The organism is Acidovorax sp. GW823-FHT01C06, assembly GCF_058798375.1.
In genome coordinates this window covers 319,232-340,796 of the sequence record NZ_JBXAKN010000004.1, presented here as the reverse complement: position 1 = coordinate 340,796, position 21,565 = coordinate 319,232, and the positions used below count along the sequence as shown (strand labels likewise).

General features: G+C 67.4%; 18 protein-coding genes. 3 read left to right on the top strand and 15 right to left on the bottom strand.

Going from position 1 to position 21,565, the window contains the following annotated elements; translation table 11 throughout:
• Nucleotides 1–9: 9 nt before the first annotated feature.
• The 9 genes from AC1RCS_RS12010 to AC1RCS_RS11970 form a co-directional block, all read right to left on the bottom strand.
• Nucleotides 10–399: a thiol-disulfide oxidoreductase DCC family protein gene (locus tag AC1RCS_RS12010; protein ID WP_492244541.1), complete on the bottom strand. Its 390-nt coding sequence runs from the start codon at nucleotides 397–399 to the stop codon at nucleotides 10–12.
• Nucleotides 396–956 carry a DUF4166 domain-containing protein gene (locus AC1RCS_RS12005; RefSeq protein WP_492244542.1) on the bottom strand — a complete coding sequence of 187 codons (561 nt, stop codon included), beginning with the start codon at nucleotides 954–956 and terminating at the stop codon, nucleotides 396–398. Before AC1RCS_RS12005 ends, AC1RCS_RS12010 begins: the two co-directional genes overlap by 4 nt.
• A 211-nt stretch (nucleotides 957–1,167) precedes the next feature.
• Nucleotides 1,168–2,400: a Yip1 family protein gene (locus tag AC1RCS_RS12000; RefSeq protein ID WP_492244543.1), complete on the bottom strand. Its 1,233-nt coding sequence runs from the start codon at nucleotides 2,398–2,400 to the stop codon at nucleotides 1,168–1,170.
• Between the two features lie 218 nt (nucleotides 2,401–2,618).
• Nucleotides 2,619–3,356 carry a lysophospholipid acyltransferase family protein gene (locus AC1RCS_RS11995; RefSeq protein WP_218339665.1) on the bottom strand — a complete coding sequence of 246 codons (738 nt, stop codon included), beginning with the start codon at nucleotides 3,354–3,356 and terminating at the stop codon, nucleotides 2,619–2,621.
• 138 nt (nucleotides 3,357–3,494) lie between these two features.
• The gene (locus AC1RCS_RS11990) at nucleotides 3,495–4,784 is read right to left on the bottom strand and encodes a dihydroorotase (RefSeq protein ID WP_218296019.1); all 1,290 of its coding nucleotides are present in this window, start codon (nucleotides 4,782–4,784) and stop codon (nucleotides 3,495–3,497) included.
• A gap of 79 nt (nucleotides 4,785–4,863) precedes the next feature.
• On the bottom strand, nucleotides 4,864–5,826 hold the full coding sequence (locus tag AC1RCS_RS11985) for an aspartate carbamoyltransferase catalytic subunit (protein ID WP_218339666.1): 963 nt from the start codon (nucleotides 5,824–5,826) through the stop codon (nucleotides 4,864–4,866).
• Between the two features lie 2 nt (nucleotides 5,827–5,828).
• Nucleotides 5,829–6,353: a bifunctional pyr operon transcriptional regulator/uracil phosphoribosyltransferase PyrR gene (pyrR, locus tag AC1RCS_RS11980; RefSeq protein WP_218296021.1), complete on the bottom strand. Its 525-nt coding sequence runs from the start codon at nucleotides 6,351–6,353 to the stop codon at nucleotides 5,829–5,831.
• Nucleotides 6,350–6,769: a Holliday junction resolvase RuvX gene (gene ruvX, locus AC1RCS_RS11975; RefSeq protein WP_218296022.1), complete on the bottom strand. Its 420-nt coding sequence runs from the start codon at nucleotides 6,767–6,769 to the stop codon at nucleotides 6,350–6,352. Before ruvX ends, pyrR begins: the two co-directional genes overlap by 4 nt.
• Nucleotides 6,766–7,365: a YqgE/AlgH family protein gene (locus AC1RCS_RS11970; protein WP_218296023.1), complete on the bottom strand. Its 600-nt coding sequence runs from the start codon at nucleotides 7,363–7,365 to the stop codon at nucleotides 6,766–6,768. The genes ruvX and AC1RCS_RS11970 overlap by 4 nt, the downstream gene beginning before the upstream one ends.
• A 21-nt stretch (nucleotides 7,366–7,386) precedes the next feature.
• Here AC1RCS_RS11970 and AC1RCS_RS11965 point away from each other — a divergent pair, with 21 nt between their 5' ends.
• Entirely contained in the window at nucleotides 7,387–8,877 is a 1,491-nt protein-coding gene (locus AC1RCS_RS11965) for a cryptochrome/photolyase family protein (protein WP_492244544.1), read from the top strand.
• Nucleotides 8,878–9,078: 201 nt separating this feature from the next.
• Here the strand turns inward: AC1RCS_RS11965 and AC1RCS_RS11960 are convergent, their stop codons facing one another.
• Genes AC1RCS_RS11960 through AC1RCS_RS11935 form a run of 6 tightly spaced genes read right to left on the bottom strand, consistent with a single transcriptional unit; the run spans nucleotide 9,079 to nucleotide 19,140 of the window.
• Nucleotides 9,079–15,243, bottom strand: coding sequence for a hybrid sensor histidine kinase/response regulator (locus AC1RCS_RS11960; protein ID WP_492244545.1), 6,165 nt, complete (start codon nucleotides 15,241–15,243; stop codon nucleotides 9,079–9,081).
• Between the two features lie 47 nt (nucleotides 15,244–15,290).
• Nucleotides 15,291–17,579: a methyl-accepting chemotaxis protein gene (locus tag AC1RCS_RS11955; protein ID WP_218296026.1), complete on the bottom strand. Its 2,289-nt coding sequence runs from the start codon at nucleotides 17,577–17,579 to the stop codon at nucleotides 15,291–15,293.
• A gap of 21 nt (nucleotides 17,580–17,600) precedes the next feature.
• Nucleotides 17,601–18,128 (bottom strand): chemotaxis protein CheW, encoded by a 528-nt coding sequence (locus AC1RCS_RS11950; protein ID WP_218296027.1) that lies wholly within the window; start codon nucleotides 18,126–18,128, stop codon nucleotides 17,601–17,603.
• A 15-nt stretch (nucleotides 18,129–18,143) separates the two neighbouring features.
• On the bottom strand, nucleotides 18,144–18,509 hold the full coding sequence (locus AC1RCS_RS11945; protein ID WP_010459520.1) for a response regulator: 366 nt from the start codon (nucleotides 18,507–18,509) through the stop codon (nucleotides 18,144–18,146).
• Complete coding sequence (locus tag AC1RCS_RS11940) at nucleotides 18,510–18,908, bottom strand: response regulator (protein ID WP_005796099.1); 399 nt, start codon at nucleotides 18,906–18,908, stop codon at nucleotides 18,510–18,512. It abuts the gene before it with no gap.
• Between the two features lie 58 nt (nucleotides 18,909–18,966).
• Nucleotides 18,967–19,140 carry a rubredoxin gene (locus AC1RCS_RS11935; protein ID WP_082836248.1) on the bottom strand — a complete coding sequence of 58 codons (174 nt, stop codon included), beginning with the start codon at nucleotides 19,138–19,140 and terminating at the stop codon, nucleotides 18,967–18,969.
• 94 nt (nucleotides 19,141–19,234) lie between these two features.
• Between AC1RCS_RS11935 and thiD the strand changes: the two genes are divergently transcribed.
• The gene (gene thiD / locus AC1RCS_RS11930; protein WP_218296028.1) at nucleotides 19,235–20,194 is read left to right on the top strand and encodes a bifunctional hydroxymethylpyrimidine kinase/phosphomethylpyrimidine kinase; all 960 of its coding nucleotides are present in this window, start codon (nucleotides 19,235–19,237) and stop codon (nucleotides 20,192–20,194) included.
• A complete protein-coding gene (gene hemL, locus AC1RCS_RS11925) occupies nucleotides 20,178–21,488 on the top strand; it encodes a glutamate-1-semialdehyde 2,1-aminomutase (protein WP_492244546.1) in 1,311 nt (436 codons plus the stop codon). Before thiD ends, hemL begins: the two co-directional genes overlap by 17 nt.
• Nucleotides 21,489–21,565: the final 77 nt, after the last annotated feature.

Genomic DNA, 21,565 nt, shown 5'->3' with positions numbered 1-21,565 from the left:
GATGCCGCGTCAGTCCAGGAACCGTGCGGCCATCCCGGGCGCGGGCACCAGGCAGGTCTTGGAGCGCCCCCATATCCGGTAGCGATTGCGCGCCACCCGGCGGTAGAGCGCGTCGCGCACGGGCGCGGGCACCAGCCATCCCAACCAGGCCAGGCGCCAGGGCCACCCCAGGCGGTGCAGCACGCGCAGGATGGCCGCCGTGTGCTGCCAGCTGCGGCCACCCTCGATGACGAGCAGGGTCTGCAGCCCATCCACCTGCAGGCCCGCGCCGGCCAGCAGCCGCCGGCCGGTGGCGCCCTGCATGGAGGCGAAACGGATGCGCCCCGCGCGGTCGTGCCCCAGCAGGAACCGCACCCAGCCGTTGCACAGCAGGCACTGCGCGTCGAACACCACGATCATGGAGGAAGCCCCTCGGTGGTTGGCACGACCAGGTGGCCCCGGTAGTGAACCACCCGCCCCACCCACGGCACGGTGGTCTGCACGTGGAAATGCAGGGTATCGCCCCGCCCGGTCTCCTCGGCCACCACGCGCGGGCGCAGCCACGCGGGGCAAGGGATGCCCAGGAAATGCAGGTGCTGCAAGCGCATGACCAGCCGGCCCTGCTGTTCATCGAGCACGAAGCCCAGCCGCGCGGCCCCCAGATGCTCCACCACCCGGCCACCGGATTCGCGCAGGGTGGAGCGCATGGTCCGCGCGGGGAAGCAACGCGTCCACACCTCGGCGCCGGGAGTGGCATCCAGCTCGAAGACGATGTCGCCCTGGACCGGGCGCAGTGGCGCCCCCAGCGCCCACGCGAGCAGGCGGCCCATCGCGCCCGCCGGAGCCTCGACCACCACCTTGCCCCGAAGCCTGTGCCGGCCCGACAGGCTGTGAAACCGCGCCAGCGCAGGCGCCAGGCGCCCGAAGGCCGGGCCCATGGCGCGCTGGTACAGGGAAGCAAGGGTGGGAGCAGGCATGGGAAGGGGCAGGAAGATCTGGCGGCGCGCAGCGTCCGGCCGCACCGACAAGGGAAACGAACCGGCAGGGCCCGCGCCTGCCCGCCAGTCTAGCGCGCGGACACCGGTTGCTTCGCAGGCCCGGACACGAAAAAAAGCCGGCGCGTGCCGGCTTGCCTGTGCAGGGGGCACGGTGCCCATGCCCGGGGCGTGCGCCGCGTACGCCAGGGCGTCAGGACTTGCCCTTGCGCTGCAGGCCCTCCAGGCCATTGAGGTCCACCTGGCCCAGGATGCCCCGCAAGTCCTTGACGCCCATGTGGTCGCCCTCGACGCTGACCACCAGCCCGTTCTTCAGGATGGCCTTGAACTCGGCATGGCTGCCGTCCTTCTCGTAGCGCTGGTGCAGCGTGCGGCCGCCCTCCTGCCACGTCTTCTCGGCGCTGGTCTGGTCTTCCTTCTCGCCCTGGGCCATGCCCATGGCCATCACCGCCATCTGGCCCAGGCCGCCGATGTCGGTGATCTCCAGGCGCACCTGCTTGCTGTCGCTGCCGTATTGCGCGCTAGCCTGGCTGGTGGGCAGGCCCAGCGCCGCGCCGTCCTGCACGTCGAAGCCGGTGCGCGGCAGGCCCGCCAGGCTTTCGGGCAGCGCGGCCTTGAGCGATTGCGCGGCAATGGCCTGGCCGCCCCCCAGCGCGCCCGCCGCGGCCGCTGCGGCCTTGCCGGTGGCGGCCGCGATGGCGGCGGGGTCCTGGCCCTTCTGGGCCTGCTCCAGCTGGCGCGCGGCTTCTTCCATCTTCTTGCCGGCAGCTTCCAGGCCGGCGGTGTCGATGGACACCGACCCCTTGGGCGTGTTCAGCGTGACGGCAGGCGCCGCGGCGCCGCCGAAAAGGCTTCCGCCACCGGGCATGAAGACCGAGCTGACGGCACCGATGACCACGCCCATGACGATGGCCGCGATGATGACGACCACGGTGTATGCCACCGACTTCTCCGGTGCGCTCTTCATCAGCACGGGCAGGCCGGTGTAGAGCAGGTAGATGGAATACAGCGCCGCCAGCAAACCCAGCATGGCCAGCGCCGGCAGCAGGCTGAACACCCCGCCCAGCATGGCGGCCGTGCTGGCATAGACCGCCACCTTGAGGGCCTGGATCTGGTTCTTCTGCCCCCCGAACGCAGGGGCGAGCGCATCAATGATGAGCGCGAGCACGAACACGCCCACCAGGCTGAGCACGTACGACACCACCATGTTCACCAGGCCGGAAACCAGGGGCACGCGAACGGTCACGCCAAAGCCGCCGAAGCCGATCAGCGACAGGCCGATGAAGCCGCAGACCACCGGGATCGCGGCCAGGATCATGTAGTAGCGGGTGAACAGGGTCGCCGCATCGGTGGATTCGGATTCGATGGCGACCCAGGTCTCCTTAGGTTGCAGAAGAATGCTCTTGGCGCGCTCAATCAGGTTCATGGTGCCCTCCCGGCAGTGTGAGTGGTGCCTGCTGCCGCCGTGCCGCAGGCTGAAAGACGCGGACGATACGGGAAATTGCCCGCAATTGGGCGCTGTTGCCACACCGTCGCCGCCGCAAACGTGGAATATGCACGTTTTTGGGCCGCAGAACCACCCCGCTTGCGCGCCGCGCACGTGGGAGGAGCGGCGCGCCTGGCCCGCCCGCCGCTGCCGCCGCCTCAGGTTTTCCGCAACTGGTCGACGGTGTCGTGCAGGTGCTGCGCCCATGCGCGCCGGTCGCGGCCTTCGGCCGGCTGCGGGTCGCCGTAGTGCACCACGGCGTCGATGGACGGCGCGCACAGCGTGCGCCAGATCGAGCCCACCAGGGTTTCGTCGCCGATGTAGCTGGGCGCGAAACTGGTGGCGCCGGTGGCCCTGTCGGCAAAGCGCAGGCCCACGGGCTGCACCGGCGCGCTGGCGGTGACGGCGGCCTGCAGCAGGTTGGCATGAAACGGCAGCATCTCGCGGCCATCGCCCGTGGTGCCCTCGGGAAACACCGCGAGCACCTCGCCGCGCTCCAGCGCCTCGTGCATGGACCGCACCATGCGCAGCGCATCGCGGCGCGAACTGCGCTCGATGTAGAGGGTGCCGGCGGCGGTGGCCAGCGTGCCGATCAGCGGCCAGCCCTGCACATCGGACTTGGACACGAAGCGGCAATGCCGGGCCGCGTGCATCACGGGAATGTCAAGCCACGAGATGTGGTTCGCGACCAGCATCACCGGCCCCGCCACTGGCGGCTGTCCCACGATGCGCAGGCTGATGCCGGCATGGGCCAGCAGTTGCAGCGACCACACCTGCACCCGCGCGTGCTGCTGATCGGGCGACAGCGCCGGAAAACGCAGCGCCACGATGGCCAGCCCCTTGGCGATGTGGCCCAGCAGGCGCAGCAGGCGCCAGCAGGCGCGCAGGTGCCTCATCTCAGCCGTCCGTGGCGATTCGCCATGCCCATGGCCCACGCAACGGGCCTGGCCGATGCGGGTGCCACCGTGGAACCGGCCCTGCCGGACCACCGGTGGCGTCCCCCTCGGGGGATGGCGCAAAGCGGCACAGGGGGGTCACCCGTACGCCACCTGCCCGCCCACCAGCGTCATGCGCACCCGGCCTGGCAGCTCGTAGCCGGAAAACGGCGTGTGCTTGCCCTGGCTGCGCAGCGCATCGTCCTGCACGGTCCACGCGGCCTGGGGGTCGAAGATGCACAGGTCGCCCACGCCGCCTTCGACGATCTGGCCCACGCTGGCCTGCAGCGTGCCCAGGGCACTGCCCAGCACGCGCGCGGGTTCGGACGTGACCGTGGCCAGCGCGCGCACGAGCGGCACGCCGCTGTCCTGCGACCACTTGAGCGCCAAGCTCAGCAGCAGCTCCAGGCCCGTGGCACCGGGTTCGGCCTCGGCGAACGGCAGGGTCTTGGCGTCTTCATCAACAGGGGTGTGGTCGGACACCAGCGCATCGACGGTGCCATCCAGTAGCGCCGCGCTCAGGGCATCGCGGTCGCGCTGCTGGCGCAGCGGGGGCGTCAAGCGCGCACGGCTGTCGAAGAAGCCAATGTCGTTTTCGGTCAGGTGCAGCGTGTTGATGCTGATGTCGCAGGTCACGTTGAGTCCCTCGGCCTTGGCCCGGCGCACCAGCTCGACACCGGCCGCGCTGCTGAGGCGGCACAGGTGCACGCGCGCACCGGTGGTCTTGAGCAGCTCGAAGATGGTGTGCAGCGCAATGGTCTCGGCTGCCACGGGCACGCCCGACAGGCCCAGGCGCGTGGCCAGCGCACCGCTGGCGGCCACGCCTTTGCCGAGGTGCATTTCCTGCGGGCGCAGCCACACGGTGTAGCCAAAGGTGGCGGCGTACTGCAGCGCGCGCTGCAGCACCTGGGTGCTGGCCAGGGGCACTTCGGCCTGGCCGAAGCCCACGCAGCCCGATTCGGTCAACTCGGCCATCTCGGTCAGCACCTCGCCGGCGAGGCCACGCGTGAGCGCACCCAGCGGGAACAGGCGCGACTGGTGCAGCTTCTCGGCACGGAACTTGAGCATCTCCACCAGGCCCGGCTCGTCGAGCACGGGGTCGGTATCGGGCGGGCACACCAGGCTGGTCACGCCCCCGGCCACGGCGGCCGCCATCTCGGATTCGAGCATGCCCTCGTGCTCATGGCCGGGCTCGCGCAGGCGCGCGGCCAGGTCCACCAGGCCGGGCAGCACGATGCAGCCCGTGGCGTCCACCACGCGCTTGGGCGCAAAGTCGGGCGGCACGCGGTTGACGCCGACGATGCGGCCCGCCGCGATGGCGATGTCACAGGTCTGGTCGAGGCCCGAAGCGGGGTCGATCACACGGCCGTTCTGGATCAGTATCTTCATGATTTGAAGCCAAATTGGCTGCTAGCACTTATTGGATAAGCGCTAGCAGCTATGAAAACAGGAGTATTCATTCCGGGCATCACGCCTCGTTCCCCGCCACTATGGACATGACGGCCATGCGCACAGCGATGCCGAAAGTCACCTGCGGCAGGATCACGCTCTGCTTGCCATCCACCACGGCGGAGTCAATCTCGACCCCCCGGTTGATGGGGCCGGGGTGCATCACGATGGCATCGGGCTTGGCCAGCTGCAGCTTGTCCTGCGTGAGGCCGAAGCTCTTGAAATACTCCTGGCTCGACGGCAGCAGCGCGCCGCTCATGCGCTCGTTCTGCAGGCGCAGCGTGATGATCACGTCCGCGTCCTTGATGCCTTCTTCGAGCGTGTGGCACACACGCACGCCCATCTGCGCCATGTCGGACGGCACCAGGGTGCGCGGCCCCACCACGCGCACTTCGGCGCAGCCCAGCGTGGTCAGGCCGTGGATGTCCGAGCGCGCCACGCGCGAGTGCAGCACGTCGCCCACGATGGCCACGGTGAGGTTGGAAAAATCCTTCTTGTAGTGGCGGATGGTGTACATGTCCAGCAGCCCCTGCGTGGGATGGGCATGCCGGCCGTCGCCCGCGTTGATCACGTGCACATGCGGTGCCACGTGCTGGGCAATGAGGTAGGGCGCGCCCGATTCGCTGTGCCGTACCACGAAGATGTCAGCCGCCATCGCGCTGAGGTTGGCGATGGTGTCGAGCAGGGATTCGCCTTTGCTGGCCGAGCTGCGCGCGATGTCGAGGTTGATCACGTCGGCCGACAGGCGCTTGGCCGCGATCTCGAACGTAGTGCGCGTGCGCGTGCTGTTCTCGAAGAACAGGTTGAACACGCTCTTGCCGCGCAAGAGCGGCACCTTCTTGACCTCGCGGTCGTTGACGGAGACGAAGTTGGCGGCCGTGTCGAGGATGTGCGTGACGATGTCGCGCGGCAGGCCCTCGATGGACAGCAGGTGGATGAGTTCGCCGTTGCCGTTGAGTTGGGGGTTGCGCTTCTTCAGCACGGTCAGGCCTCTTTGACTTGGAAGTGGAAGGTACCGCTGTCGCCACGCGCCAGGGCCAGCGACTGGGCGGCGGGCAGGGCCACGCGGGCCGCGGCGAAGTCGGCCTGCACGGGCAGCTCGCGCCCGCCCCGGTCCACCAGCACGGCCAGGCGCACGCTGGCAGGGCGGCCGTAGTCGAACAGCTCATTGACCACCGCGCGGATGGTGCGGCCCGTGTAGAGCACGTCGTCGAGCACCAGCACGTCGGCGCCGTTCACGTCGAACGGCAGCGAGGTCTGCGCACTGGCCGAGAGGCCGCGCTGGGCGAAATCGTCGCGGTGCATCACGGAAGACAGCACGCCGGGCGCGCCCTCCAGGCCCAGGTCCTTCTGCAGCCGCTCGGCCAGCCAGGCACCGCCCGAGGCGATGCCCGCCAGGCGCGTCGTGGGGGTCCACAGGCTGCGCACGCCGCGCAAAAGCTCGCGGTACAGGGCCTCGGCATCCAGCACGAGACTGCCGGACGCGCCGGGGGATGGGTTGCTGCTCATGGGAGGTTCCTCAAAAACTGTTCCAGGATGATGCAGGCCGAAGCGGCGTCCGCATCCTTGGCACCGCCGGCGATGGCCTCGGTGGTGCTGTAGCGCTCGTCCACCTCGAACACCGGCAGGCCGAAGCGGCCGCGCAGCTGGCGCCCGAACTTGAGCGCACGTTCGGTGTTCTCGTGGCTCGCGCCATCGGGGTGGTAGGGCACGCCGATCACCAGCGCGTCGGGCTGCCATTCCTTGATGCGCTGCGCGACCTGAACGAAACGCGCGTCGCCTTCGGCCTTGATCGTGGCTTGCGGCGTGGCGCTGCGCAGCATGCGGTTGCCCGTGGCCACGCCCGTGCGCTTGAGGCCAAAGTCGAAAGCAAGAAAGGTCTGGAAGTGCGCGGGAACGGCGGGCTGAGCGGGCAAGCCGGTCATGCGTGCCCCGCCTCGGGCGACAGCATCCAGGCCTTGAGGCCCAGCAGCGACAAGGCGCGGTCGTAGCGCTCGGGCACCGGGGTGTCGAAGATCACCGACAGGTCGGCCGCCACGGTGAGCCAGGCGTTTTCGGCCAGCTCGGACTCGAGCTGGCCCTCGCCCCACGACGAGTAGCCCAGCGTGATGAGCACCCTGCGGGGCCCCGCGCCCGTGGACAGGGCCTCGAGCACGTCCTTGGAGGTCGTCATCTCCAGCCCGCCCGGAATGGTCATGGTGGAAGCGTAGGCGGATTCGTCCGTTTCGGCCGTGTCCATGAGCATGGGCTCGTGCAGCACGAAGCCGCGCTCGGTCTGCACGGGGCCGCCCTGGAACACGGGTTCCCGGCTCAGGTCCTCGCGCCGCAGGGACAGGTCGACCTTGTCGAAAAGCCCCTTGAGCGTGATGTCGGTCGGCTTGTTGATGATGAGCCCGAGCGCGCCGCGCTCGCTGTGCTCGCACAGGTAGACGACGCTGCGCGCAAAAGACTCATCCTCCAGACCGGGCATCGCGATCAGGAAGTGATGCGTCAGGTTGATGGGCGCAGAATCGGAAGACATCTGCCAATTTTAACGGTGAACATGGCGCACTCTCCAGAGCCTTCCTACCCCAGCGGCCTTGTCTGGTTCCGGCGCGACCTGCGGGCCCATGACCAGGCGGCCCTGCACCACGCGCTGACGCAGTGCCGGCAGGTGCATTGCCTCTTCGTTTTCGACCGCGAGATTCTCGATGCCCTGCCCCGGGCCGACCGGCGCGTGGAGTTCATCCGGGAGGCGCTGGTGGAGCTGGACGAGGCCCTGCGCGCGCTGTCGGGCCACGCGCAGGGAGGGCTCATCGTGGCCCACGCGGCGGCCAGCGAGTCCGTTCCCGCATTCGCGCGCGCGCTGAACGTTCAGGCGGTGTTCGCCAACCACGACGACGAGCCGCAGGCGCTCGCGCGCGACAGCCTCGTGCGCACCCGGCTGGCGGCCATGGGCAAGGCCTTCCACACGTCCAAGGACCACACGATCCTTGAGCGCAGCGAGGTGCTGACACAGAGCGGCACGCCCTACAGCGTGTTCACGCCCTACAAGAACGCGTGGCTGAAGAAGATCGACGCGTTCCACCTGACGGGCTACCCGGTGGAGCGCCACGCGCACCGGCTGGCGCCCCGGCCCGCGGAACACTGCAAGCCCATTCCCGGCCTGGCGGCACTGGGCTTCGTGCCCGCCGCAGGCACAACAGCGCAGCCAGGGCTGCCCACCGGCGCCAGCGGGGCCCGGCAGCTGTTCGACGACTTTCTGGGCCGCATCGCGCAGTATGGGGTCACCCGCGATTTCCCGGCGGTCAAGGGCCCGAGCTACCTGAGCGTGCACCTGCGGTTTGGCACCATCTCGCCGCGCCTGCTGGCGCACGCGGCCCACCAGCTCGCGGCCCAGGGCAATCCGGGCGCCGCCACCTGGCTCAACGAGCTGATCTGGCGGGACTTCTACTTCCAGATCCTGCACCACCACCCGCACGTGGTGGGGCATGCCTTCAAGCCGGCCTACGACGCCATCGACTGGGAAACCGGCCCCCACGCGGACGCCCTGTTCGCGGCCTGGTGCGCGGGCCGCACCGGCTACCCGCTGGTCGACGCCGCCATGGCGCAGATCAACCAGACGGGCTACATGCACAACCGCCTGCGCATGGTGGTGGCCAGTTTTCTGGTGAAGGACCTGGGGATCGACTGGCGCCGGGGCGAGGCCTATTTTGCAACCCACCTCAACGACTTCGACCTGGCCGCCAACAATGGGGGATGGCAATGGGCCAGCTCCAGCGGCTGCGATGCGCAGCCGTACTTCCGGATCTTCAACCCTGTCAGCCAGAGCGAAAAGTTCGACCCGCAGGGCAAGTTCATCCGCCGCTACCTGCCGCAGCTCGCCGGATTGCCCGACAAGGCCCTGCATGCGCCCTGGACGGCGCGGCCCCTGGAGCTGCAGGAGGCGGCCGTGCAACTTGGCCAGAACTACCCCCTGCCGATCGTGGACCACGCGGCGGCACGCCAAAGAACGCTGGAGCGCTACGCAGTGGTCACCTCGGCGGCGGCCTGAGAGGCCGCCCCACGCCAGCGCGGCCCAGCCCCCGCGCGGCGTGGCGTGGCATAGCGCACACGGTCGGCTCTGCCATGTTCAGGGGGTGCAACGCTCTGCCGGGCGCCGCGGCTGCACCAGGAAGGGCAGGAAGTGCGCCACGGGCCCGCCCCGGGAAGGGCAGGCCTGCCCGCGGCCACAGGCCGCGAGGCGCGCGATGGGTCAGGCCTCCACCGCGGCTGCGATGCGTGCGTAGTGCTGAATGAGGCTCAGCAGTTCTTCGTCGGAGTAGGGCTTGCCCAGGTAGTGGTTGACCCCCAGCTCCATGGCATGCTCGCGGTGCTTCTCGGCGATCCGCGACGTGATCATGATGATGGGGAGGTCGCGCAACGCACCGTCCGCGCGGATGTTGCGCGCCAGATCGAAGCCGTCCATGCGGGGCATTTCGATGTCCGACAGCACCACCGTGGGACGCTCTTCCTGCAGCCGCTCGAGCGCCTGCAGGCCGTCGGCGGCCAGCGCCACACGGTAGCCTTCGCGCTGCAGCAGGCGCTGCGTGACGCGGCGCACCGTGATCGAATCGTCCACCACCAGCACCAGGGGCACCTGGCTGGGGCCCGCCAGCTGGAGCGACACCACGGATTTGCCGCCAGCGCCCGAACCATCGGCCTCCAGCACGGGAGGCAGATCCACATGGGCTGCCCGCACCTGATCCCCGTACACCGTGGCCAGCGCCACGGGGTTGTAGATCAGCACCACGGCACCCGAGGCCAGCACCGACATGCCTGCCAGGCCTGGCAGGCGGGACAACTGGGGTCCGAGGTTCTTCACCACGACTTCCTGGTTGCCCAGCACTTCGTCCACGTGCATGGCGATGCGCTGCGATGCGCTGCGGAAAATCACCACAGGTCGCGTCTTGCCAGCCGGCTCGTTGCTGCGCGCAGAAGCCTGCAGCAGCGCCCCGGCCCAGAAGAACGGCAGCTGCTCCGTGCCATCGTCGAAATGGCCGGTACGGTATGCAACTTCAAGGTCTGCCGCCGAGGTGCGCCGCACGATCTCGACCACGTTGGCGGGCACGCCGATCGCCAGATCGCCGGCACGCAGCATCACCACCTGCGTCACCGCCGTGGTCAGTGGCAGCACCATGCGGAAGGCAGCGCCCTTGCCGGCCTCGGTCGAGGTCTCGATGCGCCCGCCCAGTGCATTGATCTCCGAGCGCACCACGTCCATGCCGATGCCCCGGCCCGCCAGGCCGGTCACTTCGCTGGCGGTACTGAAACCGGGCGTGAAGATCAGGTTGGCCGCTTCGGCATCGCTCAACTGCGCATCGGGTTCGATCAGGCCCTGGGACAGTGCCTTTTCCCGGATGCGCGGCAGGTTCAGGCCAGCGCCATCGTCACGGAACTCCACCGACACGTCGTTGCCTTCGTGGTGCAGATCCACCGTGATGGTGCCGGACGCCGGTTTGCCCGCGGCGACCCGGTCCTCGGGGTTCTCGATCCCGTGGGCCACGCAGTTGCGCAGCAGATGTTCGAACGCCGGGGTCATGCGGTCCAGCACGCCACGGTCCATCTCGATGGAGCCGCCGGTGATATCGAGCTTGATCTGCTTGCCGGTTTCCTTGGAGGCCTGGCGCACCACGGCGTAAAGGCGCTCGGCAATGCCTTCGAACTCCACCATGCGGGTGCGCAGCAGGTCGCGCTGCAGTTCGCGCGCCTGGCGGCCCTGGGCGATCAGGTCGTCTTCGGCGCCTTCCATGGTGCGCTGCAGGTTGCGCTGCACGGTGGCCACGTCGTTCACCGACTCGGCCATCATGCGCGTGAGTTCCTGCACGCGGGTGAAGCGGTCGAACTCCAGCGGATCGAAACCAGCGGCCGAATCCTTGGACAGGGCCAGGCGCGACTGCATCTGCGATTCGGCCTGCACCTCGATGTCCCGCAGCTGCTGGCGCAGGCGGTCCAGATTGCCCGACAGGTCGGCCAGCGAACTGCGGAACTGGCCCAGCCGCACGTCCAGGCGCGATCGGCTGATCATCACTTCGCCCGCCTGGTTCACCAGGCGGTCCAGCAGCTGCGCACGCACACGCACCGACTGGTTGGACGCCACGCGCAGCGGCGCAAGCTGGGAGGGTGCCGGCAGGCGCACGGCAGGCGCCGATGGCGGCGTTGCCAGCGCCTGTGCAGGCGCATCCACCGGCACTGCCGACAGGTCCACCGGGGAACTGGCGCGCACGGCCTCGACCGGCAGCGACACCACCGTGTCGGCGGGGCTCTGCCCAATGGTCCGCAGGGCCTCGAAGTTGGCCTGCAGGCCGTCAAAGCTGGCCTGCAGGGGCTCGATCTGGTCGGAGGTGACCGTCTCGGCGTCCAGCTGCTCGATGGCGGATTCGAGGCGGTGGGCCATTTCGCCCAAACGCATGGCACCCGCCAGGCGCGAGCTGCCCTTGAGGGTGTGCAATGCCCGCAGCACCTCGCTGCGTGCACCCAGGTTGTCCGGGCGCGAAGCCCACTGGCGCAGGGCTCCACCGAGCTGCGGCAGCAGTTCCGCGGCCTCTTCCTCGAAGATCGGGAACAGGTCCGGATCGATGACGTCGATCGCATCGATGTCGTCATCCACGTCCGAACCCAGCGCCACGGCATGGGCAATCGCGTCGTCGACCATCTGGTCGTGGTCGTGCACCACGGCGGACAGCGCGGGCGCCACATGCCCCTTGGGAACCGGCACGGGCGTCAGCTCGGCGGGGACATCGGGTACGGGTTCGGCTGGGGGCAGCGGCTGCGCGGCTTCCGCGCCGATCGGTGCCACCGACTCCACCGCCAGCCCGTCTGCGGCTTCCGCATCTTCTTCGGGCGGCGACAGGGTGTTGTCCACCTCGGTCTGCAAGATCTGGCGCAGTTGCTCCAGCACTTCCTGGCTGGGCTCCTTGAGGAAACCGGCCGCGAACTGGTGCAGCAACCGGCGGATATCTTCCGCCGCCGCCATGAAGGCCTGGGCCTGTTCCTGGGTGCCGCCGGACTGCAATGTCACGTGCTGGAGCGCATGCTCCAGTACGCGCGCCATTTCGGACAGGGCATTGAAGCCCACGGTGGCGGAGCTGCCCGCGAGCGAGTGCGACAACGCCACCGCGATGTCCGGCAGGGGCTCGTGCAGTTCCAGCGACCATTCCTGCAGGCAGGTCACCAGGCGGCGGGACCATTCATCGGCTTCGTTCAGATAGACGTTGTAAAGCGGAATGCCAATGCGCAGCGTGTCAATCACCTTGACCGCTTCGTCGCTGCTGCTGTCCTCCAGCGGCAGGGCCTCGGCCAGTTCCGGCGTTGCAGCAACGGGCTCGGCGTCCACGGTTTCCACCGCTTCGGCAGGCACGAGGGCTTCGGGCTCGGGCGCACCGGCCTCCGGCAATGGCTCCAGCGCCTCCAGTTCCCCCGGCTCCGGAGCTTCCAGCGGCTCGGCGGCATCCAGGGATTGCGCCGACAGCAGCCCGGCCACTTCGTCCTCAGTCAGTTCGTCGGACAACGCGGGCGCTGGCGCCGGAAGTTCGGCCTCAGGCGCCGCCACGGCGGGTTCCAGGTCGGGCAGTTCGAGATCCAGCACGAAGTCGGCACTGGAAGGATCGATCACCGCGGCGTCTGCGGGCGCTTCGTCCAGCGCGGCTGCAAACACGGAGAAATCGATCTCCTCGGCCACCTCGGGGGAGGCCACGGCCTGATCCGCCGGCACTTCGGGTGCGTGGTCGAAGATTTCGGTGGCTTCGAAGTCGGGGATGGCCAGCGCCTCTTCCACCGCCTGTGGTGCGTCTGCAGCTTCTGGCTCCAGCGATTCGATGGGCACGCCGTCCAGGGCCGCAGCTTCCTGCATCTGCTCCTGCACGGGTGCAGCCTGCGGGGGGCTGTCCTCGCTGGCGGACGGGGTGGCCAGCGGCAGCAGGGTGCCGTCGAGCCGCATGGCATCCGCGGACTTGCGGAATGCGTCTGGCTGCCAGCCCGAAGCCTGGCCCGCGGCGATATCGTCCGCCCAGCGGCTGAATGCCCGCAGCGCGTCCGCGGACAGCTGCAGCAGGCTAGGCTGCATCGGCTTTTGCTCTGCCAACCAGGCGTTGAGCACCTGTTCCATGGACCAGGCCGCTTCACCGAAATCGTTCAGCCCGACCATCCGCGAACTGCCCTTGAGCGTGTGGAAGGCACGGCGCAGCGTGGTCTGTTCGCTGAGGTTGCCCGGCTCATCCTGAAGCACGTCAATGGCGGCCAGGCCATTGACCACCACTTCGCGGGCCTCCTCCAGGAAGACCTCCAGCAGTTCATCCTCGATCTCCGGTGCCTGCGCCGCTGCGGGCGCGGGCGCTGCCGCCTGGGGCACCGGCGCGCCGCCACCCTCTGTGGCGACGGGCAGATCAAAGGAAATATCGGGTGCGAGCGACCCCGGATCCACCGGCGCCAGCTGCGCAGGGGCCACCTCGGACGGCATGTCCGGCAGGGAAGGCAGGGATCCGAAATCCGTGGGCTCGCCGAAGGGTTCCGGCACGGGAAAACGTGGCACCACGTCGGGCAATGGGATGGCGGCCCGCTCTTCCAGCTTGGCTGGCGCCTCTTCCACGGCATCCGACGCACGCGGACGGGTCTTGCCCATGAGGATGCGCAGTTCACCGAGCTCTTCGTCGTACACGAACAGCTTGCGGGCCATGGTGCGCTGGTAGCTGAGCATGTCGATCAGGAACCCCAGCGCGCCGAGGCTGTTGCCCAGCTTCTCGAAGACACCCTGGCGATCGGCCTCGGGCACCTCGTTGATGAGCAGGCGCTCCACCATGTCGCGCATGCGAACCACCGCGAGCGACGCCTGGTCCAGGCCCAGCACGGACAGCACACCGCGCATCTGCGCCAGATGGCCGGGGACGGTCGCCAGGACCGCCGTGTCCTGCGGATTGCGGAAAAACTGATCCAGCGCCTTCTCGGCTTCGCCCAGCGTGGAGCGCAGTTCGTCGACAACGCTGCCCATGGTCTGGTTGTCGCTGACCCGGCGGTACAGCTCCTCCATCCACTGTTCCAGGGGCTCGGGCTCCGCGCCCGCGCCGACGGCATCCAGGCGCTGCGCGAGCCTGCCCGCGCGGATTTCCATCTGGTCGTCGCCCGCATCCAGCTCTTCAAAGGCCGCCTGCAGGTACAGGACCGAGGTTGCCACTTCCATGGCCAAGGCGGCCGAGGGCGGTTCGCCGGAACGGGTGGTGGATTCCAGTGCGCGCGTCAGGGCCTGCGCAAGGCTTTCGCTTCCGGGATGCAGCTTGCGCAGCGAGTCGCACACCAGGCTGAATTGATCCGCCGCGGGCTTGAGCTTGTTGCGGTCCCCGCCGGCCAGCGCGGACCAGGTCTCGGTGGCCGCGGCGATCCGCTTGCGTGCCTGCGCCAGCATGGCGGGGTCAAAACGGCCGAACCGCGCAGCTTCATAGTCGACCGGCTTGAACCGGTCCAGCGCGAAGGCCTGCCGCACGGCCTGCAGCGAGGGCACGTCGCTGGCGGCCGCATCGGCCGGCCTGGCCTGGGAACAGAAGAACAGCAGGTCCTGCACCAGGCGGTCTGCAATGGTCGTGTCGCCCTTGGCCAGGGTGGCGTACTGCATCAGCACACGGGACGCCACGCGCTTGACGTAGACATCCGCGGGCAGCAGGCCGGAGCCAAAGGCCTCGAAGAAGCCCGCGCAGATCTTCCAGAAAGCGCGGGACTGGCGGTCCGGCTGGGCCGCCACGAAGCCCAGGCAGGTGTCCCTCAGGCTCAACGAGGCCCGCAGATCACCGGATTTGACGATTCGCAGCACCGCGGCGTCCAGGCGCGCGCGCGCTTCAGGACCGTACGGCAGCGGCGTGACCGACACTGCGCCCTCGGGCTCGCGAAACCTGCGCTCCACAGGCCACAGGTCGGCAGGATGGACGCGGTCCGCGCCGGCCAGCGCCTGCGCGTCGCGGTACTGGGGGAACAGCGCAACGGGCGAAGCCGCCTTGCCCGCCAGAACGGTTTCCAGGTATTCGATCAGCGCAAAGCTCGCACGCTCGATGACGGCCGCGGCGTCGTCGCTGCAGGTCTCGGGCCGCTGCACGAACTTCTGGACGGCAGACTCCATGGCCCGCAGGACCAGCGCCGGCGGGCCCATGCCCACCATTTCCAGCGCGCCGCACGCCTGGTGCAGCTGCTGCCGGGCAATGCGCAGCGGGCCGGCATCGAGCGCCGCGAGATCCGATTCGCGGGCGGCTTCCGCATCGCGCACAAAGCGGCGCATGGCCTTGACAGCACCGTCAAGGGATTTGCGCAGTTCGTCAAGCACCCACGCCAAAGGACCCAGGTCCTGATCTCCCTGGGTCCCATCCGCGGCCGGTGCATTGTTGACATCAATAGATGACATGGATTCGTCCCCGGCTGCTATGAGCCAGCTGGTTGATGACTACAGCGTCAGGCGATCTTGAACCGTGCCACCGATTGGCGCAGTTCTTCAGCCATGTGCGAGAGCTCGCGCACCTGCTGCGCTGTGGTTCGGGTACCTTCACCCGTTTGCTCGGTCACCGCAAAAATGTGCTGGATGTTGTCGGCCACTTCGTTGGCCAGAACGGCTTCCCGGGATGTTGAGGACGAAATCTGCTCAATCAGTTCGGCAAGGCGGCGCGACACGCGGTCGATCTCGGTCAGTGCGGTACCGGCGCTGTCGGACAGGCGCGCCCCTTCCACCACACCCTGCGTGGAGCGTTCCATAGCGGCCACGGCATCCTGCGTGTCGGTCTGAATCGCCTTCACGAGCGCCGAGATCTGGCGCGTGGCGTCTGCGGAACGTTCAGCCAGCCGCTGCACTTCTTCGGCCACCACCGAGAAGCCTCGGCCGGCTTCACCGGCGGACGCTGCCTGGATGGCAGCGTTCAGGGCCAGAACGTTCGTCTGCTCGGTAATGTCGGAAATCAGCTCGGTGATTTCACCGATCTCCTGCGACGATTCGCCCAGGCGCTTGATCCGCTTGGAGGTGTCCTGGATCTGGTCGCGGATGGAGTTCATACCGCCGATGGCGTTCTGCACGGCCTGCAGGCCCGAGTCGGCAGCTTGCAGCGATTGACGGGCCACCGTGGCGGACTCTTGCGCTTGTGTGGACACCTCGTTGATTCGGGTGGCCATGTCGAGCACCGAGCGGCCGGTTTCGCGAATTTCGCGCAGCTGCTCGGTGGATGCCGCCAGCAGCTCCGTGGACGTGTTGTCCACCTGGGCCGTCGTCTGCGCCACCCGCGTGGCCGTGTTCTGCACGCTGCCCACCAGCTGGCGCAGTTCTTCCACCGTGTAGTTCACCGAGTCGGCGATGGCGCCCGTGATGTCTTCCGTCACGGTGGCTTCCTGGGTCAGGTCACCTTCAGCGACCGACTGCAGTTCGTTCATCAGCCGCAAAATGGCGGCCTGGTTGGCGTCATTGACGCGCTTGGCTTCCTGCTCCTGGCGCTTGGCGTCCTTCTGCTGCATTTCGGCAGCAGCCTGGCGGCCACGGCTGTCCAGCAGCTGCACGCGCGAGATCCCCACGCCGCAAAAGATCACGAACAGGCCGGCGAGGGCCAGGGCAGCGAGCTGTCCACCGCCCACACCCGTCTGGGCGGACAGCTTGCTCTGCAGGCCTTCGAGCTGGCGGCGCAGGGGTTCGCTGTCGGCAATGATCGCCGACTGGGCTTCACGGGCAGACACCAGACCTTGCAGGTTGCCCAGAATGGCGCTGGCTTGCGTGCGGGTCTGCTCATAGAGCTTGACCAGGGCTTCGAGCTGTTCGCGGGTCTGGGCATCCTTGGTGGCGGCCAGGCGCAGTTCAGGGCTGCCATCGAGCAGGCCCTGGGCGATTTCCTTGAACGAATTCAAGTCCTTGCCCAGCAGGAACACGGCCTCGGGGCTCACGCCTTCCATGGTCTGGAATTCGTTGGCCGACTTGCCGATACGCTGGGTCAGCATCACGAGCTGGCCGGCGGCGGAAATCTCGGCGGCAGGCGCGTTCTGCTGCAGCTTGAGGGACGACACCGTCTCGGCGATTTCCAGCAGGTCGGACGATTGGCGGTTGATGGTGCGCAGAGCGTCCCCCACCTGCGTCAGGATCTTCTGCTGGCCCATCACCACGCTGGCATTGCGCTCGGCACGTTCCATGAGCGGGTTCACGGCGTCCAGATCGGGCTTGTAGGGCTCACCCAGCGATTCCACGCCGAGTTCGCCATCACCCGCATTCAGGGCGCGCACATTGCGCGCCAGCACGCCGGAGCTTTCCACCACGTCCGGGAAGGCCTGCGGACTTCCCACCAGCGCCTGCGACACCGACTTCGCCAGGCGCTGCGACTGCATGAGGGACTGGCCCGTTGCAGCAAGCTGCTGCGCGGAGCGGTCGGCCTGCCGCAGCACCCAGGCAGCGATCAAGGCCAGGACGATCACGCCCACAGCCAGCAGGCCGAGCAGGCGGCGCTGGTGGGCTGCAGCGGTCGAGCGGCCCAGCAGTGGCAGGGAGATGAGGTCTTCCTCCGCGTCCTGGGCAGACTGCTCGGGGGCATAGCCGTCCGGGTCACCCTGAACACTGTTCATGGCTTCGGCCTGGTACGCGTCGCGCAATTGCGCGCCGTCCAGCGAACCCGTGGCAAGAATATCCTGCCCGTCGTCGGCCGTGCCGGCAATCGCGCCTGCATCCGGTGTGGCAGGTTTCCGGTTGAACAGTTTTCCAAATTGATTGACGACGGACATGGTGCAGCCTTACAGAAAAACTCAAGCACTGATGCTCAGGAAAGCGGGATGTTGGGACAGGATCTGCAAGTTCAGTTCCTGCCAGCGCGCGCCGCTGGAATCGATATACGTGGTGCCGAAGAATGCAGGGGAATCCTCGGCCGGAGGCTCGGAGGACACGAACGCATCGGTCCCGCGCAGGCCGGCCAGGCGGTCCACCAGCAAAGCGGCATTGACTTCGAGGGCCGCGTTGAAAGCCAGGAGGCTGGCCTCCGACAGGGCCTGTTCGGTACGGGGCGCCGCGGAGCCCAGGAGCCCCGCGAGATCCACCACGCCGACCAGCCCGCCGCGCAGGTTGGCAACGCCCAGGAACCAGCTTTGGGTATAGGGCACCGCCTGGATCGAGACCCAGGGGAAAATCTCCCCCGACTGTCCAAGGGGCAGCAAATAGAAACTCCCGGCGGACTCGACAGCCAGCCAGGATGACACAGAGGTCCCTTCGGTTCTTGCGGCCTGAAGGCGGCTGGCAAGTCGGGTCTGGAGCTCTCGCAGGGCTTCGCGGTTGGCCATGAACGCGCCGCAGCCTCAGTTCAGGGCGTCGATTTTGGCCTGCAGTTCGGCGGGATCGACGGGCTTGGTGATGTAGCCCCGCGCACCCTGCCGCATCCCCCAGACGCGATCCGTTTCCTGGTTCTTGCTGGTGCACATGATGATGGGCACGTCGGCATACAGCGGGTCGCGGGTGATGGCGCGCGTGAGTTGAAAGCCATTCTGGCCGGGCATCACGACATCCATGAGGATCAGATCGGGCTTTTCTTCCGCCAGGCGGCGAAAGGCTTCATCGGCATTTTCAGCGGTGCGTACCTGCATGCCTTTTTTCTGAAGCAGGTCCGTCAAAAACATCAACTCGGTCTTCGAGTCGTCGACGACCAGTACTTTCTGGATGGGCATTTACATCGCTCCTTGTTGGGAATTGCCAAACTGCTGCACTGCCTGCAGCAACTGGTCTTTGGTAAACGGTTTGGTGAGATATTCCTGGCAGCCGACCATGCGCCCGCGCGCCTTGTCGAATACGCCGTCCTTGGAAGACAGCATTACCACCGGAGTATCTGCAAAACGGGCGTTGCGCTTGATGATGGCGCAGGTCTGGTACCCGTCGAGCTTGGGCATGAGGATGTCGCAGAAAATCAGCTGAGGCTGGTAATCGTTGACTTTGGCCAAAGCATCAAAGCCGTCGTCGGCCAACAAGACTTCGTGCCCCCCCTGCTTGAGAAAAATCTCGGCGCTTCGACGGATGGTGTTGCTGTCATCCACCACTAGCACTTTGAAAGATGCGCCTGTTGTAGTCAATTGTTACTGCTCCCGATGGAAAAATAAACAACGCGGCAGCACATGATGCTGGTGCGCCTCAAATCTGAACCATCTCGAAGTCTTCCTTGCGGGCGCCACATTCAGGGCAGGTCCAATTCATGGGAACCTGATCCCATGGAGTGTTGGGTGCAATGCCGTGCTCAGGTGAACCCTCTGCTTCGTCATAAATCCAACCGCAAATCAAACACATCCAAGTTTTAGAGTCGGTCACAGCTTAAAGGGCCTTCACATAGAATGCAACGATTGTATCTAGTCATCTCCGCGGGCCACGGCGCCGGTGCCGCCCCTCAAGCAGGATCTGGTCCATGACCGCCAAAGCATCCCCTCCCCCCCCAGAAATCATAGATCTCGAAGATGACGGTTCGGAGGACGCAAGCCCTGCGTGCGTGCTCGTCTTCAATGCCAGCGACCCCAGCGGCGCCGGCGGACTGACGGCCGACATCACCACCATCGCCTCCGTGGGCGGGCACCCGATCGCCGTGGTCTGCGGCGCGTACGCCCGCGATACCGCGGAGATTTTCGACCACTTCAGTTTTGACGACGAGGCCGTGGCCGAGCAGGCCCGCGCCGTCCTGGAGGACCTGCCGGTACAGGCCATCAAGGTCGGTTTCGTGGGCAGCCCGGAGAACATCAGCACCATCGCCGAGATCACGACCGACTACGACGAAGTGCCCGTGATCGCCTACATGCCCAACCTGTCCTGGTGGCGCGACGAGCTGATCGATGAGTACCTGGACGCCTTCCGGGAATTGTTGTTACCGCAGACCTCGGTGTTGGTTGGAAACCACAGCACCCTGTGGCGCTGGCTGCTGCCGGACTGGACCAGCGACCGCAGCCCGACCGCGCGCGACATCGCCCGGGCCGCCTCCGAGATGGGTGTGCCCTACACCCTGGTCACCGGTATTCCACTGCCCGAGCAGTTTGTCGAGAACGTGCTGGCCTCGCCCCAGACCGTGCTGGGCAGCGGCAAGTTCGAACTGTTCGACGCCACCTTCTCCGGCGCTGGCGACACCTTGTCCGCCGCGCTCACCGCCCTGGTGGCCAGCGGCAACGACCTGGGAGAGGCCACCAGCGAGGCCCTGGGCTACCTCGACCGCTGCCTGGACGCCGGCTTTCGCCCCGGCATGGGGCACATCGTGCCCGACCGCATGTTCTGGGCCCAGCCCGACGACGACGAGGCCGACGGCGATGAAGAAGAACCCCCGATTGACGAAGCACAGGCCCTCGAAGGCTTTGTGATGCCACCCCATGACACCAAGCACTGACCTCAACATCCCCCTGTTCGAACGCGCCAAGGCGCTGATCCCCGGTGGCGTGAACTCGCCCGTGCGGGCCTTCAAGGCCGTGGGCGGCACGCCGCGTTTCGTGAAGCGCGCCCAGGGCGCCTACTTCTGGGACGCCAACGACCAGCGCTTCATCGACTACATCGGCTCCTGGGGTCCGATGATCCTGGGCCACGGCCACCCCGCCGTGCTCGAAGCCGTGCAGAGCGCCGCGCTCGAAGGCTTCAGTTTTGGCGCGCCGACCGAGCGCGAAGTGGAGCTGGCCGAGGAAATCCTGAGCCTTGTGCCTTCGATGGAGATGATCCGCCTGGTCAGCTCGGGCACCGAAGCCGGCATGAGCGCCATCCGACTGGCGCGCGGTGCCACGGGCCGCAGCAAATTCATCAAGTTCGAGGGCTGCTACCACGGCCATGCCGATTCGCTGCTGGTCAAGGCCGGTTCGGGCCTGGCCACGTTCGGCAACGCCACCAGCGCAGGCGTGCCGCCCGAGGTGGTGCAGCACACCCTGGTGCTCGAATACAACAACGTCGCCCAGCTGGAAGAAGCCTTTGCCCTGCATGGCAAGGAACTGGCCTGCGTGATGATCGAGCCCATCGCGGGCAACATGAACCTGGTGCGCGCCAGCGTTCCGTTCATGAAGCGCTGCCGCGAGCTGTGCACCGAATACGGCGCGCTGCTGGTGCTCGACGAGGTGATGACGGGCTTTCGCGTGGCCCTGGGCAGCGCCCAGAGCGTGTACGCCCGGAGCATCCCGGGCTTCAAGCCCGACATCACGGTGCTGGGCAAGGTGATCGGTGGCGGCATGCCGCTGGCCGCCTTTGGGGGCCCGCGCGCCATCATGGAACACCTGGCACCGCTGGGGGCCGTGTACCAGGCGGGCACGTTGTCGGGCAACCCGGTGGCCACGGCCTGCGGGCTGGCCACGCTGCGCGAGATCAGGAAGCCGGGTTTCTTCGACGCCCTGTCGGCCACCACGCGCTCGCTGGTCGATGGGCTGGCTGCCGCGGCGGCGGCCGAAGGCGTGCCCTTCAGCATCGACAGCGAAGGCGGCATGTTCGGCTTCTTCCTGATGCCCGAGCTGCCCCAGAACTACGCCCAGGTGCTCAAGACCGACAGCGCGCGTTTCAACCAGCTGTTCCACGGCTTGCTTGATCGCGGTATCTACATCGCGCCGGCGCTGTACGAGGCGGGCTTCGTGAGCGCGGCACACACCGCCGACGACATCGCCGCCACCGTGGCAGCCGCCCGCGAAGTCTTCAAGGAACTATCAAAATAATAGCTACCAGCGCTTACCCATCAAGCGCTATCGGCCATTTTTATGAATATTCCTGCTTGCTAACTCGACGTTAGCAT

Coding starts and splice junctions, on each gene's coding strand:
- AC1RCS_RS11950 (WP_218296027.1), bottom strand. CDS start 18,128: ATGGCCAACCGCGAAGCCCTGCGAGAGCTCCAGACCCGACTTGCCAGC.
- AC1RCS_RS11945 (WP_010459520.1), bottom strand. CDS start 18,509: ATGCCCATCCAGAAAGTACTGGTCGTCGACGACTCGAAGACCGAGTTG.
- AC1RCS_RS12010 (WP_492244541.1), bottom strand. CDS start 399: ATGATCGTGGTGTTCGACGCGCAGTGCCTGCTGTGCAACGGCTGGGTG.
- AC1RCS_RS12005 (WP_492244542.1), bottom strand. CDS start 956: ATGCCTGCTCCCACCCTTGCTTCCCTGTACCAGCGCGCCATGGGCCCG.
- AC1RCS_RS11970 (WP_218296023.1), bottom strand. CDS start 7,365: ATGTCTTCCGATTCTGCGCCCATCAACCTGACGCATCACTTCCTGATC.
- AC1RCS_RS11955 (WP_218296026.1), bottom strand. CDS start 17,579: ATGTCCGTCGTCAATCAATTTGGAAAACTGTTCAACCGGAAACCTGCC.
- AC1RCS_RS11995 (WP_218339665.1), bottom strand. CDS start 3,356: ATGAGGCACCTGCGCGCCTGCTGGCGCCTGCTGCGCCTGCTGGGCCAC.
- AC1RCS_RS11990 (WP_218296019.1), bottom strand. CDS start 4,784: ATGAAGATACTGATCCAGAACGGCCGTGTGATCGACCCCGCTTCGGGC.
- hemL (WP_492244546.1), top strand. CDS start 20,178: ATGACACCAAGCACTGACCTCAACATCCCCCTGTTCGAACGCGCCAAG.
- thiD (WP_218296028.1), top strand. CDS start 19,235: ATGACCGCCAAAGCATCCCCTCCCCCCCCAGAAATCATAGATCTCGAA.
- AC1RCS_RS12000 (WP_492244543.1), bottom strand. CDS start 2,400: ATGAACCTGATTGAGCGCGCCAAGAGCATTCTTCTGCAACCTAAGGAG.
- AC1RCS_RS11965 (WP_492244544.1), top strand. CDS start 7,387: ATGGCGCACTCTCCAGAGCCTTCCTACCCCAGCGGCCTTGTCTGGTTC.
- ruvX (WP_218296022.1), bottom strand. CDS start 6,769: ATGACCGGCTTGCCCGCTCAGCCCGCCGTTCCCGCGCACTTCCAGACC.
- pyrR (WP_218296021.1), bottom strand. CDS start 6,353: ATGAGCAGCAACCCATCCCCCGGCGCGTCCGGCAGTCTCGTGCTGGAT.
- AC1RCS_RS11960 (WP_492244545.1), bottom strand. CDS start 15,243: ATGTCATCTATTGATGTCAACAATGCACCGGCCGCGGATGGGACCCAG.